Below are 17,357 nucleotides of genomic sequence, written 5' to 3' on the forward strand. Positions count from 1 at the left end.
TGTCCATTAGAGCGGGATTAAAGCGACTTTTTCGTGCTGAAATAAGAAGGAGATGTTTATAGATGTTAGATAGAGAGGCTTTGGTAGAATCATACCGCGGACAGTTACAAGTCGTTTTAGAAAGTAAAGTAGAAGAGTTTCAAATGTTCGGTTACGACCGAGTGACAGATGATGACATTTGGAAGTTTCTTAAAGTGAAAAAGTGGAAGAAGATAGACAGCGATGTTAGATTGTATGAATTAGTTAATGACGTATTAACAGTAACAGCTAATGAATATATGACATATTTAACTGTTGAAGCTTACCAAGCGCCACTTTGGTCATTTGATGAGTACGAAAATAAATAACCGACTGCAATTGGTTTGTTCTTCCTTTTGCAGTATAATGATATGTATTGATAAAGAGGAAATAATTATGTCTAAGATTATATATAAAGGAGGTAGTGAAGAGGAAAATAAATGATGGAAGTGTAGGTAGTGTAAAAGCTTACCTATAGAGCTAGTGATGAACTAGCAAAAATTATAGAAAGGAAGTCTACTAACTAGGCGTATGCACACGTATAGCAGTGAATCGTAAGAGATTTATTGAAAGTGTTAGTAGCAGAAAGAGGGTACATATGGCAAAGCGTGGTACGAGAATTGCCGCCTTTTTCCTCATCGTCTTATTAATCGGTGGAGTAATTGGTGCGGCAGGAAAAGACATAGCAAAAGGAATTAGTCTAGGACTAGACCTTCGCGGTGGTTTTGAAATTCTGTATGAAGTAAAACCAGCCAAAAAAGGTGATAAAATCGATCGAGATGTACTTGTAAGTACAGTAGGTGCTCTTGAAAATCGTGTCAATGTTCTCGGTGTAAGTGAGCCGAACATTCAAATCGAAGGGCAAGATCGAATTCGTGTACAGCTTGCTGGTGTACAAGATCAGCAAAAAGCACGTGAAATGTTATCAACACAAGCGAAATTAACATTCCGTGATGTGGATGATAACCTTCTTATGGATGGAACGGATTTAAAAGGCGGCGGAGCGAAGCAAACATTTGATGAGCAAGGCCGTGCGAGCGTAGGTCTTACACTAAAAAGTGCTGAAAAATTCCGTGAAGTAACTGAAAAAATTTCTAAAATGCCACCACCAACGAATTTAATGGTAATTTGGCTTGACTTTGAAGAAGGAAAAGATTCGTATAAAGCAGAATCTGCAAAACCGAATCCGAAATTCTTATCAGCAGCAACAGTAAACCAAGTATTTAACCAAGCTGAAGTATCTATCGTAGGTGGAAACTTCACAGTTGAAAGTGCGAAACAACTTTCATCTTTATTAAATGCAGGTGCACTTCCTGTTGATTTAAAAGAAATGTATTCAACATCTGTTGGAGCGAAATTTGGTCAACAAGCGTTAGAGCAAACGATTTTCGCTAGTGCGATTGGTATCGCTCTTATTTTCTTATTTATGCTTGTATTCTACCGTTTACCAGGACTTGTAGCGGTTATTATGTTAGGGTTATACATTTTCGTCACATTACTTGTCTTTAACTGGATGCATGCAGTTCTTACGTTGCCAGGTATTGCAGCGTTAGTGCTCGGGGTAGGTATCGCAGTTGATGCAAATATTATTACGTACGAGAGACTGAAAGAAGAGCTGAAAATTGGTAAGTCAATGATGTCGGCATTCCGTGCTGGTAACCATCGTTCATTAGCAACAATTCTAGATGCAAACGTTACGACTCTTGCAGCAGCTGGTGTGTTATTCGTTTATGGTAATAGCTCTGTAAAAGGATTTGCAACAAGTTTAATCGTAAGTATTTTAGTTGGTTTTATTACGAACGTATTCGGTACTCGTTTCTTACTAGGTCTACTTGTAAAGAGCCGTTACTTTGATAAAAAACCAGGATATTTTGGTGTGAAACAAAAGGATATTATTCCATTAACAAAAGGTGTAGTACATCCGCCAACAAGATTTGATCGTATTAATTTCGTAAATATCGGTCATAAATTCCTTATCTTCTCGATTGTAGTTGTAATTGCGGGTGCAATTATCTTACCAATTTTCAAATTGAATCTTGGTATTGACTTTGCGAGTGGTACACGTATCGACTTGCAATCAAAACAAGCCGTTACTGTGTCTGATGTTCATAAAGATTTTAAAGAATTGAACATTGATGTGAAGGAAGAAAATATTGTACCGACTGGAGATGACAATAAAGGTTTCGCAGTTCGTACATTAGGTGTTTTATCAAAAGATGAAATTGCGAAAACAAAAACATTCTTCCACGATAAATATGGTACAGATCCAAACGTAAGTACAGTTTCACCGACAATCGGTAAAGAAATTGCACGAAATGCATTTATCGCAGTACTGATTGCTTCTGCGGTTATCATTTTATACGTAAGTATTCGTTTCCGATTTACGTATGCGTTATCTGCAGTACTTGCATTATTACATGACGCATTCGTTATGATTGTTATGTTTAGTATTTTCCAACTAGAGGTAGACTTAACGTTTATTGCTGCAGTACTAACAATCATCGGTTATTCTATTAATGACTCGATTGTTACATTTGATAGAAACCGTGAATTATACAAACAGAAAAAACGAGTGCGCGATATAAAAGATCTAGAAGAAATCGTAAATGCAAGTATTCGCCAAACGCTTGGTCGCTCGATTAACACCGTATTAACAGTGTTATTCCCAGTAATTGCACTGCTTATCTTCGGTAGTGAGTCACTACGTAACTTCTCGTTTGCGCTACTTGTTGGATTAATTGTAGGTACGTACTCTTCTGTTTTCGTTGCCTCTCAAATTTGGTTAATGCTTGAAAACCGTCGTTTGAAAAAGGGAAGAAACAAGAAGAAGGTTGAGAAAGTAGAATCTGAACCGCAAGTATAGAAAAGATGATGTCTCTTTATGAGGCATCTCTTTTTTCGTTTGTGGATACAATAAGATAGCAACTTTTTAACAGAAAGAAGATGGAAGAAAGTGGTGGTGTTATCGCTGTTTTTGTTAAAATAAAAAGATAGGTTAAGAAAAGAAGGGATTTTAATTATGGAAAAAGATGAACGTTTTAAACAGGCCGAGTTTGGTGCTATTGTCGGGATCGTTGGTAATATTATATTAGCGATTGTAAAGGCGGTAATTGGTTATATTGGGAACAGTAAAGCGCTATTAGCGGATGCCGTGCATTCTGCATCAGATGTAATAGGTTCGCTAGCTGTACTTTTTGGATTGCGAGCGGCAAAGCAGCCACCTGATGAGGATCATCCGTATGGTCATGGTAAAGCGGAATCGATTTCAGCGATTATTGTTGCGGTATTATTATTTATTGTGGGACTTGAAATCGCGATTTCGTCTATAAAAGCTTTTTCGCAAGAACTAGAACCGCCGAAAGGAATTACGATATTTGCTGTTGTTCTTTCAATCGTCGTGAAAGAAGGAATGTTTCAATATAAATTCCGATTAGGGAAAAGAGTAAACAGTGATGCAATTATTGCAAATGCATATGAGCACCGTTCGGATGTATTTTCTTCAATTGCAGCTTTAATCGGTATTTGTGCAGCTATAATAGGTGGTAAGCTTGGTATAGACTGGCTTGTATACGCTGATCCAATTGCGGGATTAGTTGTTTCACTTCTTGTTGTAAAAATGGCATGGAGCATTGGAGCGGAAGCAATTCATGCAACGCTTGACCATGTTCTTCATGAGGAGGATGTTATTCCGCTTAGAGAAGCAGTTCTTCAAGTAGATGGTGTGAAAAAAATTGGTTCTTTATATGCACGGGAGCATGGTCATTATGTTATTGTCGATATTAAAGTGTCCGTAGATCCATACATTACTGTAGAAGAAGGACACCGTATTGGAAAACATGTGAAAGAAATACTTATGAAACAAGATAATGTACAAAATGTATTCGTACATATAAATCCGTATTCTCCAAATTAAACATCATTAACATTTTGGTATATAGATATTGCATCGTAGTTTGCATTATATTGTCACCCCTTAATCTGTCTTGTATAATGAACAGGTTAAGGGGTGATTTCGTGTTACAACCGAAGACGCGTTGGAAAGAAAAAGAATATAATGACGAGCGAGTGAGTGAATTAGCAAGTAAATTACAGTTATCGCCACTTGTCGTTTCGTTATTCCTCGGTAGAGGACTCGATACAGAAGATAAGATTTTAGATTTTTTAAATACAGAAAATCAAGAATTTCATGATCCATTTTTATTAGAAGGAATGGATAGAACGGTAGAACGTGTAAATAAGGCGATTCAAAATGGAGAGCAAATATTAATATTTGGTGATTACGATGCGGACGGAGTAAGTAGTACGACAGTTTTATATCTTGCTCTTCAAGAATTAGGTGCAGAAGTAGAATTTTACATTCCAAATCGTTTTACAGAAGGGTATGGACCGAACGAAGAAGCATTTCGTTGGGCGCATAGCGCAGGGTTCTCGCTAATTATTACTGTCGATACTGGTATTGCAGCGGTACATGAAGCGAATGTAGCGAAAGAGCTTGGAATAGATCTAATTATTACAGATCACCATGAGCCACCGCCAGAATTGCCAGAAGCACTTGCGATTATACATCCGAAATTAGATGGCGGTGTATATCCGTTTCACTATTTAGCTGGTGTAGGTGTTGCGTTTAAAGTTGCGCATGCACTATTAGGCCGTGTACCAGAACATTTATTAGAGATCGCAGTAATTGGTACAGTAGCCGATTTAGTATCACTTCATGGTGAAAATAGGTTGCTAGTGAAACGCGGTTTAAAACATATGCGTATGACGAGAAATATTGGTTTGAAGGCATTGTTTAAAGTTGCTAACGTTTCGCAAAGTGAAATTACCGAAGAGAGTATTGGTTTCTCAATTGCACCTCGTATTAATGCGGTTGGGCGTTTAGAAGATGCTGCGCCGGCTGTACACCTTTTATTATCAGATGATCCAGAGGAAGCGAAAGAGCTAGCTGAAGAAATTGATGAGCTGAACAAACTGCGAAAAGATATTGTAAAGCAAATTACAGAAGAGGCTATCGCTGAAGTGGAAAATAACTTCCCACCAGAAGAAAATAAAGTATTAGTACTTGCGAAAGAAGGCTGGAACCCAGGGGTAATTGGAATTGTTGCTTCGAAATTAGTTGAACGTTTTTATCGTCCGACGATTGTATTAAGCATTGATCCTATAAAAGAAACAGCAAAAGGCTCAGCACGTAGTATTGCAGGATTTGATTTGTTTGCAAATTTATCAGATTGTAGAGAGTTATTACCACACTTCGGAGGGCATCCGATGGCAGCGGGAATGACGCTACATATGAATGATGTAGATGAATTACGTCGCCGCTTAAATGAACAAGCAGATGCAATTTTAACAGAAGAAGATTTTATTCCAATTACAGCAGTTGATGTTTTTTGTAAAGTAGAGGATGTAACGCTAGCGGCAATTGAAGATATGCAAAAACTAGCCCCGTTTGGTGTTGGAAATCCGAAACCACGTATTGCAGTAAAAGATGCAGAGTTAGAAAGCATTCGCGCAATCGGATCAGATGGCTCTCATTTAAAAATGGCTCTTCGTGATGGACAAGCAACACTGGATACAATTGGATTTGGCTTTGGTGCATATGCGAAAGAAATCTCTCCAGTTGCAAAAGTATCTGTAATAGGAGAAGCGTCTATTAATGAATGGAATAACTTTAAGAAGCCACAACTAATGGTACAAGATATTGCTGTAGAGGCGTGGCAATTATTTGATTGGCGTAGTATGCGTAATGCAGAAGCAAATTTAGCAGAACTTCCGAAAGAAAAAATAACAATGGTGTATTTTTCTGAAGAGGTATTGAATAAATTTTCTTTAGAGAGCTATAAAGAAAAGCTCATGCATGCTTCAGAAGTAACGCATTTAGATGATCAATATATCGTGTTACTTGATTTACCAAAAGGAACAGATGAATTACGTGAGCTATTTAAGGTAGGATTCCCAGCGCGAATTTATACGCTATTTTATCAAGAGAATAACCACTTATTTAGTACAGTTCCGACGAGAGAACACTTTAAATGGTACTATTCTTTCTTAAGCCAAAAAACACCATTTTCTTTAAGACAATATGGAGAACAACTATGTCGTCATAAAGGTTGGTCAAAAGATACAGTAAATTTCATGACACAGGTGTTTTTTGAGTTAGAATTTGTTACAATAAAAGATGGCGTCATTTTTATGGCAGACAAAAAACAAAAGCGTGATTTAATTGAATCGAACACATATCGTGAGAAAATGAACCACTTACAATTAGAAAAAGAATTGGTTTATAGCACATATCAGCAACTATATACATGGTTTGAAACGATTCGTAATCATAAAGAAGTAGAACAGTTAGGGTAAAGGATTTGTATTTACAAACCTTTTAGATCTGAGGAGGATTCAGAAATATGGATTTCAAGCAACATATCGCAATTGTACCGGATTATCCGAAAGAAGGTATTGTGTTTAAAGACATTACACCTTTAATGAATGACGGTAAAGCATACAAAGCAGCAACAGACGCAATCGTTGAGTACGCAAAAGAAAGAGATATCGATGTTGTAGTAGGACCAGAAGCTCGTGGTTTCATTATCGGTTGCCCAGTTTCTTATGCGTTAGAAGTAGGATTTGCGCCAGTTCGTAAATTAGGAAAATTACCACGTGAAGTAATTACAGTTGACTACGGTAAAGAATATGGTAAAGACGTTTTAACAATCCATAAAGATGCAATTAAGCCAGGTCAACGCGTATTAATTACAGATGATCTATTAGCTACAGGTGGAACAATCGAAGCGACAATTAAGTTAGTTGAAGAGCTAGGCGGAGTTGTAGCAGGAATTGCATTCTTAGTAGAACTTACTTACTTAGATGGTCGTAAAATGTTAGATGGTTACGATGTATTAGTATTAGAAAAATACTAATCACTATATAGGTAAAACTACGGTGATAAAAAGTACCCGTGAATCTCTTGGAGAGGAGCGGGTACTTTTGTATAATTGAACAAAAAATTATGGTGAAATGTCAGTAAAATCTTTTCCTTTTCACAATTCACAATCATTGGGTTATAATGATAGAATATAATTTATTCTATTAAATAAAGATAAAGTCAATTTTCAATAAAAGGTGATTCGATGGCAAATGAGCAGGTACTAACAGCTGAACAGGTACTCGAGAAAGCAAGTCAATATTTAGCGGATGAAGATATTGAGCTAGTGGCACGTGCCTATGAATATGCACGTGATGCGCATAGCGAACAATATAGAAAATCGGGTGAACCGTATATTATTCATCCGATTCAAGTTGCAGGTATTTTAGTTGATTTACACATGGATCCAGCTACGGTATCAGCAGGTTTCTTACATGATGTAGTGGAAGATACAGAGATTACGTTAGAAGATATTGAACGGGAATTTAACAAAGAAATTGCTATGCTTGTTGATGGCGTTACAAAGCTTGGGAAGATCAAATATAAATCTCACGAACAACAACAAGCAGAAAACCATCGCAAAATGTTTATTGCAATGGCTCAAGATATTCGAGTTATTTTAATTAAACTAGCTGATCGTCTTCATAACATGCGTACATTGAAACATTTGCCTCAAGAGAAGCAGCGTCGCATAGCGAATGAAACGTTAGAAATCTTTGCACCTTTGGCACATAGACTCGGAATTAGTACTATTAAATGGGAGCTAGAGGATACGTCACTTCGCTATTTAAATCCACAACAATATTATCGTATTGTAAATTTAATGAAGCGTAAACGTGCAGAACGTGAAGAATATTTAGACGAAGTAATGACTGGTATTCGTGAGAAATTAAAAGAAGTTGCAATTCAACCTGAGATTTCTGGAAGACCGAAACATATTTACAGTATTTATCGTAAAATGGCACTGCAAAATAAGCAGTTCAATGAAATTTATGATTTATTAGCTGTACGTGTCGTTGTAAATAGTATTAAAGATTGTTATGCGGTGCTTGGAATTATTCATACGTGCTGGAAGCCGATGCCAGGTCGTTTTAAAGATTATATTGCAATGCCAAAAGCAAATCTATATCAATCTCTTCATACGACTGTAATTGGACCGAAAGGTGATCCACTTGAAGTGCAAATTCGTACGAAAGAAATGCACGAAATTGCAGAATTCGGGATCGCGGCACACTGGGCATACAAAGAAGGAAAAACAGCAGAAACAACAGGTACATTAGAGAAGAAACTCACATGGTTCCGTCAAATATTAGAATGGCAAAATGAAGCTTCTAATGCAGAAGAATTTATGGAGTCATTAAAAATTGATTTATTCTCTGACATGGTATTCGTCTTTACACCGAAAGGCGATGTAATGGAATTACCACTTGGATCTGTTCCGATTGATTTCGCGTATCGTGTCCATTCGGAAATTGGGAATAAAACAATTGGTGCAAAAGTAAACGGGAAAATGGTGACGCTGGATTATAAATTAAAAACAGGCGACATCATTGAAATTTTAACGTCGAAACATTCATATGGCCCAAGCCAGGATTGGGTAAAACTTGCTCAAACATCTCATGCGAAAAATAAAATTCGTCAATTCTTTAAGAAACAACGTAGAGACGAAAATATTGAAAAAGGCCGTGAACTTGTTGAAAAGGAAGTACGTGGTCTAGAGTATGAGATGAAAGAAGTATTGGCGCCGGATAACTTAAAACGCGTCGCTGAGAAATTTAACTTTGCAAATGAAGAAGATATGTTTGCAGCAGTTGGATATAGCGGAATTACAGCTTCGCAAATTGTTACGCGACTAACGGACAAGTTCCGCAAACAACGCGAAGAAGAAGAAATTGTTGAAGTTAAAGAAGTCCGTAAACCGATGAAAATTCGAAAATGGGATTCTGGTGTAAAGGTAAGCGGTGCTGATAATTTATTAATCCGTTTATCGAAATGCTGTAACCCAGTTCCGGGCGATGATATCGTTGGGTATATTACGAAAGGCCGAGGTGTATCAATTCACCGCCGTGATTGTGTAAATGTTCATACAGAAGAAGCTGTAGAACGATTATTAGAGGTAGAGTGGGAAGGTAGCCCTGAAAAAGAAATTGAGTATAACGTTGATATTGAAATTTCAGGTTACGATCGCCGCGGTTTATTAAATGAAGTACTGCAAGCTGTTACAGAGACGAAAACATACATTTCAGCTGTTTCTGGTAGAAGTGACCGTAATAAGATGGCAACAATTAATATGTCAATCTCGATTCGTAACTTACAACACTTGAAAAAAGTAGTAGAACGCATTAAACGCGTTCCAGAAATTTATGCAGTACGACGCATGATGCATTAATAGGGAGTGTAGAAAGATGAGAGTTGTTTTACAACGATCAAAGAAAGCGTCTGTCACAGTAGACGGTGAGATCGTAGGACAAATTCCGTTCGGTTTAACATTACTAGTTGGCATTACGCACGAAGATACAGAAAAAGATGCAACTTACATTGCGGAAAAAATTGCAAACTTACGTATTTTTGAAGATGAGAGCGGAAAGATGAATCATTCTGTACTTGATGTAGAAGGACAAGTTCTATCTATTTCGCAATTCACATTATACGGAGATTGCCGCAAGGGCAGACGTCCAAACTTTATGGATGCTGCGAAACCTGATTATGCAGAGCGTTTATACGATTTCTTTAATGAAGAAGTTCGTAAACAAGGATTACATGTGGAAACAGGGAAGTTTGGAGCAATGATGGACGTTTCTTTAATCAATGATGGTCCGGTGACCTTAATTGTAGAAAGTAAATAGTGTTCATAAAAAAGAGAGGGTTATATAATCCTCTCTTTTTTATACATTGTTGTATGTTTTGTTCATTTATTTGGAATCAATAGCAGTTTCGGTTATGTATAACTCTCTCATCAATATGGAACAATAAAAAGTAAAACATCCATATTGAATGTGAGGGATATACGTATGCGTATGAATGAAAAAGGGCATTCTGTTACAAATGGTGCAAATCAACTGTTTAACGTGAATTTTCATGATTTTATTTCAAAAGAGCAAAACAATACTTCAATGGAGCTTGCTTCGGAGTTTGGGATTTCTCTTCAAGATGTAAAGCGTTTAAAGAAGCAGATTGAACGTTCTTAGAGCACTTGACAATCCTACTTAACAAACGTATAGTAATTTTATATTTACATATGAATATAACCGTTGATAGAGAAGAGTAAATGAGACACACATGGAAAGAGAAGGAATGTCTTAGGCTGAAAACATTTCTGCATGATGACTGATTGAATGACACTCTAGAGGTTTCAACTTGAACGGCATATATGCTTAGTAGGGATGAACGCATATTTAAGCGTTATTAAAAAAGTGGAAGCATACGTGCTTCAATTAGGGTGGCACCACGGGTATAATACTCTCGTCCCTACTGTTTAAACAGTAGAGGCGGGAGTTTTTTTATTTTTATTAAGATTAAAACAATTTGAGGAGGAACTGAATATGTCTATTCAAATCCCACGCGGAACGCAAGATATTCTTCCAGGCACTGTTGAGTTATGGCAGTATATCGAAGGGCAAGCACGCGAAATTTGCCGTCGTTACAATTATAAAGAAATTCGTACACCAATTTTTGAACACACTGAGCTATTTTTACGCGGTGTTGGTGATACGACAGATATCGTACAAAAAGAAATGTACTCATTCCAAGATCGTGGAGAGCGTAGCTTAACATTACGTCCAGAAGGTACTGCACCTGTTGTACGTTCTTACGTTGAAAATAAAATGTTTGGTGATGCGACACAACCAACGAAATTATACTATATCGGTCAAATGTTCCGTTATGAAAGACCACAAGCAGGTCGCTATCGTCAATTCGTACAATTCGGTATCGAAGCAATCGGCAGTAATGACCCTGCAATTGATGCAGAAGTAATTGCACTTGCTGTTGAATTTTACCGCGGCATGGGCTTAAAAAATATTAAAGTTGTATTAAACAGTTTAGGTGACGCAGCGAGCCGTCAAGCACACCGTGATGCATTAATCGCACACTTTGAGCCACGTATCGGCGAATTCTGTTCTGACTGTCAATCTCGCTTAGAAAAGAACCCACTTCGAATTTTAGACTGTAAGAAAGACCGTAACCATGAATTAATGGGAACAGCACCATCTATTACAGAATACTTAAACGAAGATTCAGCAGTATACTATGACAAAGTTCAAGAACTATTAACGATGATGGATGTTCCATTTGAAAAAGATCCGAACTTAGTGCGTGGTTTAGACTACTATCAACACACTGTTTTTGAAATTATGAGTGAGGCAGAAGGTTTCGGTGCGATCACTACATTAAGCGGTGGTGGCCGTTATAACGGACTTGTACAAGAAATCGGTGGACCAGAAATGCCAGGTATCGGTTTTGCAATGAGTATTGAACGTTTAATTATGGCGCTAAAAGCTGAAAACATTGAATTACCACTTGAACATAGCATTGATTGTTACGTTGTAGCGCTTGGCGAAAAAGCGAAAGACCATGCTGCAAAAGTTGCGTTCGATCTTCGTAAAGCTGGATTGTCAGTTGAAAAAGATTATTTAGATCGCAAAATGAAAGCACAATTTAAATCAGCAGATCGTCTAAAGGCGAAATTTGTAGCTGTATTAGGAGAAGATGAGCTAGATAAAGGTATCATTAACTTAAAAGATATGGCAACAGGTGAACAAGAAGAAGTAGCGTTAGATGTATTTGCTTCATACGTAGCAGAGAAATTAATATAGGGGGAACTTACAGTGGCTGAAAGAACACATGCATGTGGAAAAGTAACAGTAGAAGCTGTTGGACAAACAGTTCAATTAAAAGGTTGGGTACAAAAACGCCGTGACTTAGGTGGATTAATCTTTATCGATTTACGTGACCGTACAGGTATCGTACAAGTTGTATTTAACCCAGAAACATCAAAAGAAGCGTTAGAAGTAGCAGAAACAATTCGTAGCGAATACGTATTACACGTAGAAGGTACAGTTGTTGAACGTGGTGAAGGCGCAATTAATGACAATATGGCAACTGGTCGTATTGAAGTACAAGCAACAAAAGTAAATGTACTAAATGCAGCGAAAACAACGCCAATTATCATTGCTGATGATACAGATGCATCAGAAGATGTGCGTTTAAAATATCGTTATTTAGACTTACGTCGTCCTGTAATGTTCAACACATTCAAAATGCGTCACGATGTAACAAAAACAATTCGTAACTTCTTAGATACAGAAGAGTTCTTAGAAGTAGAAACACCAATTTTAACGAAAAGCACGCCAGAAGGAGCTCGTGACTATTTAGTGCCAAGTCGTGTACATGATGGTGAATTCTATGCATTACCACAGTCACCACAGTTATTTAAACAGCTTCTTATGGTCGGCGGATTTGAGCGTTACTATCAAGTAGCACGTTGTTTCCGTGATGAAGATTTACGTGCGGATCGTCAACCAGAATTCACGCAAATCGATATCGAAGCTTCATTCTTAACACAAGATGAAATTTTAGATATGATGGAGCGTATGATGACGAAAGTTATGAAGGATGCAAAAGGTGTAGAAGTGAGTGCACCATTCCCTCGTATGAAATATGCTGATGCAATGGCTCGCTACGGTTCTGATAAGCCAGATACACGCTTTGAAATGGAACTAACAGACTTATCTGAGTTTGCAGCAGATTGTGGCTTTAAAGTGTTTACAAGTGCTGTAGAAAGCGGCGGACAAGTAAAAGCAATTAATGCAAAAGGTGCTGCAAGTAAATATTCTCGTAAAGACATCGATGCATTAACTGAATTCGTGAAAGTATACGGTGCAAAAGGTCTAGCTTGGCTTAAAGTTGAAGAAGACGGCCTAAAAGGACCGATTGCGAAATTCTTCGGTGAAGAAGATGCAAATGTGTTAATGAGCACATTAGAAGCTACTGCTGGCGACTTATTACTATTCGTAGCAGATAAGAAGAGCGTTGTTGCAGATAGCTTAGGCGCACTTCGTTTACGTCTAGGTAAAGAGCTTGAGTTAATTGATGAAAGTAAATTTAACTTCCTATGGGTAACTGATTGGCCACTACTTGAGTACGATGAAGATGCAGATCGTTACTTCGCAGCTCACCACCCATTCACAATGCCATTCCGTGAAGACGTTGAGTTACTAGAAACAGCACCAGAAAAAGCACGTGCACAAGCATATGACCTTGTATTAAACGGTTATGAGCTTGGTGGTGGATCACTTCGTATTTACGAGCGTGACGTACAAGAAAAAATGTTCAAAGCACTTGGATTCTCACAAGAAGAAGCGCAAGAGCAATTCGGATTCTTATTAGAAGCATTCGAATACGGTACACCACCACACGGCGGAATCGCATTAGGTTTAGATCGTCTTGTTATGTTACTTGCAGGCCGTACGAACCTTCGTGATACAATTGCATTCCCGAAAACAGCAAGCGCAAGCTGCTTATTAACAGAAGCTCCAAGCCCAGTTGCAGAAGCGCAGCTTGAAGAACTGAACTTAAAATTAAGCTTGAAAGAAGAGAAGTAAGAATAGGGTCTAGATGGTTATACTATAACCGTCTAGACTTTTTTTGAGAGGTTGTTTAAAAAGTCCGGTTTAGATAACTGTTGCATCTCATCGTTGCTTCGCCAGTCCGGTGCTCGAGTAGTGTTTCTACACTGCGCTCCTCCTGGCTTCAGCGCCTCGATCTGCTCGGTTCTCTAAATCCTCCTTTTTAAACCTGTATTGAAAGGAAGTTTAAAAAGTCTGGTTCAGATAACTGTCGCATCTCATCGTTGCTTCGCCAGTCCGGTGCTCGAGTAGTGTTTCTACACTGCGCTCCTCCTGGCTTCAGCGCCTCGATCTGCTCGGTTCTCTAAATCCTCTTTTTTAAACGTGTATTTAGGAAGAAATAAAATTCTGGTCTATGTTTTCATTCTCGAAATATGTATTTTTAGGAATTCTATAACTTTTTCTATACAAATAGTCGGAAAAACGCTAGAATACATGGTAGACCATTTTTGTAATAGGAGTGTAGAGCTGAATGTTACATCAATTTTCACGTAATGAATTAGCCTTCGGTAAAGAAGGACTTGAAATATTAAAAAATAGTACAGTCGGTATTTTAGGAATTGGCGGTGTAGGTTCTTTTGCAGCTGAAGCGTTAGCACGTTCTGGCGTAGGACGTCTCGTATTAGTTGATAAAGACGTTGTAGATATTACAAACGTAAACCGTCAAATTCACGCTTTAGTATCTACTGTAGGACGTTCAAAAGTAGAATTAATGAAAGAGCGTATCGCGGACATTAACCCAGAGTGTGAAGTAATTGGACTAGAAATGTTTTATACAGATGAAACATATGAAGAGTTCTTTAAGTACGGTTTAGACTTTGTAGTGGATGCATCTGATACGATTACGTTCAAAATTCATTTAATTAAACAATGTTTACGTCGTAAAATTAAAATTATCTCAAGTATGGGTGCAGCGAATAAAATGGACCCAACTCGTTTCCGTATTGCGGACATCTCTAAAACACATACAGATCCAATTGCGAAAGTCATTCGTACGAAGCTTCGTAAAGAGGGTATTAAAAAAGGTGTAAAAGTTGTCTTCTCTGACGAAAACCCAATCGTAATTCGTGAAGAAGTACGTAAAGAAATTGTACCAGACGAGAATGCAAAAATTCGTAAGGCGAAATTACCGCCTTCATCAAATGCATTCGTACCATCTGTGGCAGGCTTAATTATGGCAAGTCACGTTGTACGTGAACGCATTAAAAATGTAGAAGTGAAACGTGTAGGGCAAGAATAAAATGAAAGCATATATCCATTTCGGATATATGCTTTTTTAGATGTGCTAAAGAAATAGGGGTATTTGCATTGCTACTAGTTCAAATGTAAGTAAGGTTAGTAAGTAAAAATCATATTTATCTGATTTATAGGCGGATGTCTTTTTTAGACTGTTAATGGTGAAAAGAGCTAAAGTCAGGACGAGAAGGCCAAGAGTTATTTTGAAGATTATTAATGAAATAGCAACCATCCCCCTTTAAAGGTATAGGTTTATAATAACATTTTAGTAAAAAATATCTAATCTGTTTTAGGAGTTTCCTTGTATGACAAGGAGGAATGTTATTGTCAATCTTTGTCGTTAAATCGATATCCTTTATTGAATCGTTGATATATTGTAAGTTGTGATAGATATATTTGAAAAATCGTTGATATATTGCAAGTTGTGATAGATATATTTGAAAAATCGTTGATATATTGCAAGTTGTGATAGATATATTCGAAAAACCGTTAATATAATTTCATTTACCGATATCTATATATGGTTCACCGAAAACAAACAGGGATGTCACTCAGTTAAAAAAGTGACATCCCTGTTTTTAATTCTCTGCAGAATAAATAATATCTAAATTCCCATTTTGATCGGTTTTGAAAATCGGGGCAATTTGCTCTTCTTGCTCTTCGACTGAAACAAGTTTTCGAGCGCGATCCATAATTCGAACAAGCATCGCGTAATCTTCTTCGATTGCTTGTTGTTTTTTTGTGAGTACCGCTAATTTCGTTTCAAGTTCATGATTCGTTTTTTGCAGAGAGGTGAGTTGAGCTTGTAATACATCATTTTCAGTTTGCAACTTTGCAAGTGAAGGATTGTTATGTTCTAAATTTTGTAAAAATGAAATGACATTTTGCATTGTAAGATCTTGTTTACTTGGCGTAATATCTTCTGAAAAATCGGCGTCAATTACGAGTTGTTTCGTTTTCGTGAACCGATTTTTTTCTATATTAGCTTCAGAACGTTTTAATTCTTTACGTTGTTTTTTTGCAAGCTGCACCGCATCTTCGTAATTCGGTCTTACTTCAGCATTCCATCTAAAGCCGCAAGCTGCTGAAGTCCGGTTCAACGCATCGCCAACTTCATCAAATGCTTTTATTTGTGTACTTCCGCTGCGAATATGTCGTAAAACAGTTTCTGCTAAAAGGAGATCATCTTCTTTTGTCCATGCATCTTGACGTGTTTTCATAAGCGAAGCCTCCATAATGGTGACGTTTTCGTTTATGTTACCCTTTATTTTTCGTTTTATTCGAAGTTTGTAATCTTTCATAAACAGTAGAAAGTGCTTGCTCAAATTTTCCTGTCGTTTTCGGTTTATAATATTGCTTGCTTTTTATTTTATCAGGTAAGTATTGTTGCCTTACCCAGCCGTTTGGATGGTCGTGCGGATATAAATATCCAATGCCTCTTCCAAGTGATTCTGCGCCTTTGTAATGACTATCTTTTAAATGGCTTGGAATGTCACCTGTTTGACCGTTGCGTAAATCGTGTAATGCAGCATCAAGTGCTTTATAAGCTGAATTTGATTTTGGTGATAAGCATAGCTCGATAACGGCATTTGCAAGTGGGATGCGTGCTTCTGGGAATCCAACTCGTTCAGCTGATTCAATTGCAGCTAGTGTACGTGGTCCAGCTTGTGGGCTAGCAAGTCCAATATCTTCATAAGCCATAATAAGAAGGCGTCTGCCAATGCTTTGTAAATCACCTGCTTCAATAAGGCGTGCTAAATAATGGAGTGCTGCATTTACATCACTTCCGCGCACTGATTTTTGAAATGCTGATAATACATCATAATGAGCATCGCCGCCTTTGTCGTGGACGAAGCTCTTCTTTTGTAAGCATTCTTCTGCAATCTCGAGTGTGATTTCAGCCGCTTGATCGTCTGTAGTAAAGCTAGATAATACAGCAAGCTCAAGTGCGTTATAAGCGGAACGCATATCACCACCAGAGGCGTTTGCAAAGTGATGTAGTGCTTCATCTGTTACCGTTACTGCATATTCTCCAAGCCCTTTTTCTTTATCTTCTAAAGCTCTTTTTAACCCAATTAAAATATCTTCTTCTGTTAGTGCGTGTAATTCGAAAATTTGACACCTGCTTCGAATAGCGGAGTTTATTGCATGGAATGGATTACTTGTCGTAGCACCAATTAAAGTAAGAAGTCCGCTTTCTAAGTGAGGTAATAGAAAGTCTTGCTTTGCTTTATCTAGACGGTGAACTTCATCTAAAATTAAAACGAGGTGTCGATGCATCTTCGCTTCTTGTACGACAACTTCCATATCTTTTTTATTGTGAGTAACAGCGTTCAATAGACGAAACGGGGTACCGGTACTTCCTGCAATTGCACTGGCAATGGATGTTTTTCCTGTACCTGGAGGACCGTATAAAATCATAGATTGAAAATGATTGGCTTGGACCATTCGCCATAAAATCTTTCCTTCACCAACTAAATGTTGTTGCCCAATAATTTCTTGAATATTTGTAGGGCGCATTCGATGTGCGAGTGGTTGTTTCATTTGGACCGTCTCCC

13 protein-coding genes and 1 other annotated feature are annotated in these 17,357 nt (G+C 37.7%); of the genes, 11 read left to right on the plus strand and 2 right to left on the minus strand.

The genetic code is table 11. The features are described from left to right. The first annotated feature begins 62 nt into the window (after positions 1 to 62). From IQ781_RS20860 to IQ781_RS20910, 11 genes are all read left to right on the plus strand, one after another. Entirely contained in the window at positions 63 to 347 is a 285-nt protein-coding gene (locus IQ781_RS20860) for a post-transcriptional regulator (RefSeq protein ID WP_000886980.1), read from the plus strand. Positions 348 to 616: 269 nt separating this feature from the next. Then, the gene (gene secDF / locus IQ781_RS20865) at positions 617 to 2,881 is read left to right on the plus strand and encodes a protein translocase subunit SecDF (RefSeq protein WP_001119067.1); all 2,265 of its coding nucleotides are present in this window, start codon (positions 617 to 619) and stop codon (positions 2,879 to 2,881) included. 156 nt (positions 2,882 to 3,037) lie between these two features. After that, entirely contained in the window at positions 3,038 to 3,931 is an 894-nt protein-coding gene (locus tag IQ781_RS20870; protein ID WP_000409743.1) for a cation diffusion facilitator family transporter, read from the plus strand. Between the two features lie 101 nt (positions 3,932 to 4,032). Beyond that, a complete protein-coding gene (gene recJ / locus IQ781_RS20875; protein ID WP_000941229.1) occupies positions 4,033 to 6,372 on the plus strand; it encodes a single-stranded-DNA-specific exonuclease RecJ in 2,340 nt (779 codons plus the stop codon). 47 nt (positions 6,373 to 6,419) lie between these two features. Next, positions 6,420 to 6,932, plus strand: coding sequence for an adenine phosphoribosyltransferase (locus tag IQ781_RS20880; RefSeq protein ID WP_000346215.1), 513 nt, complete (start codon positions 6,420 to 6,422; stop codon positions 6,930 to 6,932). A 210-nt stretch (positions 6,933 to 7,142) separates the two neighbouring features. After that, positions 7,143 to 9,326: a GTP diphosphokinase gene (gene relA / locus IQ781_RS20885; protein ID WP_001262795.1), complete on the plus strand. Its 2,184-nt coding sequence runs from the start codon at positions 7,143 to 7,145 to the stop codon at positions 9,324 to 9,326. Positions 9,327 to 9,342: 16 nt separating this feature from the next. Further along, complete coding sequence (locus IQ781_RS20890; RefSeq protein WP_001266965.1) at positions 9,343 to 9,783, plus strand: D-tyrosyl-tRNA(Tyr) deacylase; 441 nt, start codon at positions 9,343 to 9,345, stop codon at positions 9,781 to 9,783. A 165-nt stretch (positions 9,784 to 9,948) separates the two neighbouring features. Then, positions 9,949 to 10,125, plus strand: coding sequence for a hypothetical protein (locus IQ781_RS20895; protein WP_001242605.1), 177 nt, complete (start codon positions 9,949 to 9,951; stop codon positions 10,123 to 10,125). A gap of 54 nt (positions 10,126 to 10,179) precedes the next feature. Continuing rightward, positions 10,180 to 10,410 (plus strand) — a binding site (T-box leader). 69 nt (positions 10,411 to 10,479) lie between these two features. Continuing rightward, positions 10,480 to 11,751 (plus strand): histidine--tRNA ligase, encoded by a 1,272-nt coding sequence (hisS, locus tag IQ781_RS20900; protein WP_000027084.1) that lies wholly within the window; start codon positions 10,480 to 10,482, stop codon positions 11,749 to 11,751. A gap of 12 nt (positions 11,752 to 11,763) precedes the next feature. Beyond that, positions 11,764 to 13,539 carry an aspartate--tRNA ligase gene (gene aspS, locus IQ781_RS20905; RefSeq protein ID WP_000840891.1) on the plus strand — a complete coding sequence of 592 codons (1,776 nt, stop codon included), beginning with the start codon at positions 11,764 to 11,766 and terminating at the stop codon, positions 13,537 to 13,539. A 496-nt stretch (positions 13,540 to 14,035) separates the two neighbouring features. Beyond that, complete coding sequence (locus IQ781_RS20910) at positions 14,036 to 14,803, plus strand: tRNA threonylcarbamoyladenosine dehydratase (protein ID WP_000903179.1); 768 nt, start codon at positions 14,036 to 14,038, stop codon at positions 14,801 to 14,803. A 574-nt stretch (positions 14,804 to 15,377) separates the two neighbouring features. On the opposite strand, the gene IQ781_RS20915 is transcribed toward IQ781_RS20910, so the two are convergent. Both IQ781_RS20915 and IQ781_RS20920 read right to left on the minus strand, forming a co-directional pair. Then, entirely contained in the window at positions 15,378 to 16,019 is a 642-nt protein-coding gene (locus tag IQ781_RS20915) for an RsfA family transcriptional regulator (protein ID WP_000857713.1), read from the minus strand. Positions 16,020 to 16,056: 37 nt separating this feature from the next. Further along, positions 16,057 to 17,343, minus strand: a complete 1,287-nt coding sequence (locus IQ781_RS20920; RefSeq protein WP_000812943.1) for a replication-associated recombination protein A — start codon at positions 17,341 to 17,343, stop codon at positions 16,057 to 16,059. Positions 17,344 to 17,357: the final 14 nt, after the last annotated feature.

Source organism: Bacillus sp. N447-1, from assembly GCF_022701035.1.
Classification (GTDB): Bacteria; Bacillota; Bacilli; order Bacillales; family Bacillaceae_G; genus Bacillus_A; species Bacillus_A cereus.

Bases quoted from the DNA above. Each gene is read 5' to 3' on its own strand.
- IQ781_RS20895 (WP_001242605.1), top strand. From the start codon at position 9,949: ATGCGTATGAATGAAAAAGGGCATTCTGTTACAAATGGTGCAAATCAA.
- hisS (WP_000027084.1), top strand. From the start codon at position 10,480: ATGTCTATTCAAATCCCACGCGGAACGCAAGATATTCTTCCAGGCACT.
- relA (WP_001262795.1), top strand. From the start codon at position 7,143: ATGGCAAATGAGCAGGTACTAACAGCTGAACAGGTACTCGAGAAAGCA.
- IQ781_RS20860 (WP_000886980.1), top strand. From the start codon at position 63: ATGTTAGATAGAGAGGCTTTGGTAGAATCATACCGCGGACAGTTACAA.
- IQ781_RS20880 (WP_000346215.1), top strand. From the start codon at position 6,420: ATGGATTTCAAGCAACATATCGCAATTGTACCGGATTATCCGAAAGAA.
- IQ781_RS20915 (WP_000857713.1), bottom strand. From the start codon at position 16,019: ATGAAAACACGTCAAGATGCATGGACAAAAGAAGATGATCTCCTTTTA.
- secDF (WP_001119067.1), top strand. From the start codon at position 617: ATGGCAAAGCGTGGTACGAGAATTGCCGCCTTTTTCCTCATCGTCTTA.
- IQ781_RS20920 (WP_000812943.1), bottom strand. From the start codon at position 17,343: ATGAAACAACCACTCGCACATCGAATGCGCCCTACAAATATTCAAGAA.
- IQ781_RS20890 (WP_001266965.1), top strand. From the start codon at position 9,343: ATGAGAGTTGTTTTACAACGATCAAAGAAAGCGTCTGTCACAGTAGAC.
- IQ781_RS20910 (WP_000903179.1), top strand. From the start codon at position 14,036: ATGTTACATCAATTTTCACGTAATGAATTAGCCTTCGGTAAAGAAGGA.
- IQ781_RS20870 (WP_000409743.1), top strand. From the start codon at position 3,038: ATGGAAAAAGATGAACGTTTTAAACAGGCCGAGTTTGGTGCTATTGTC.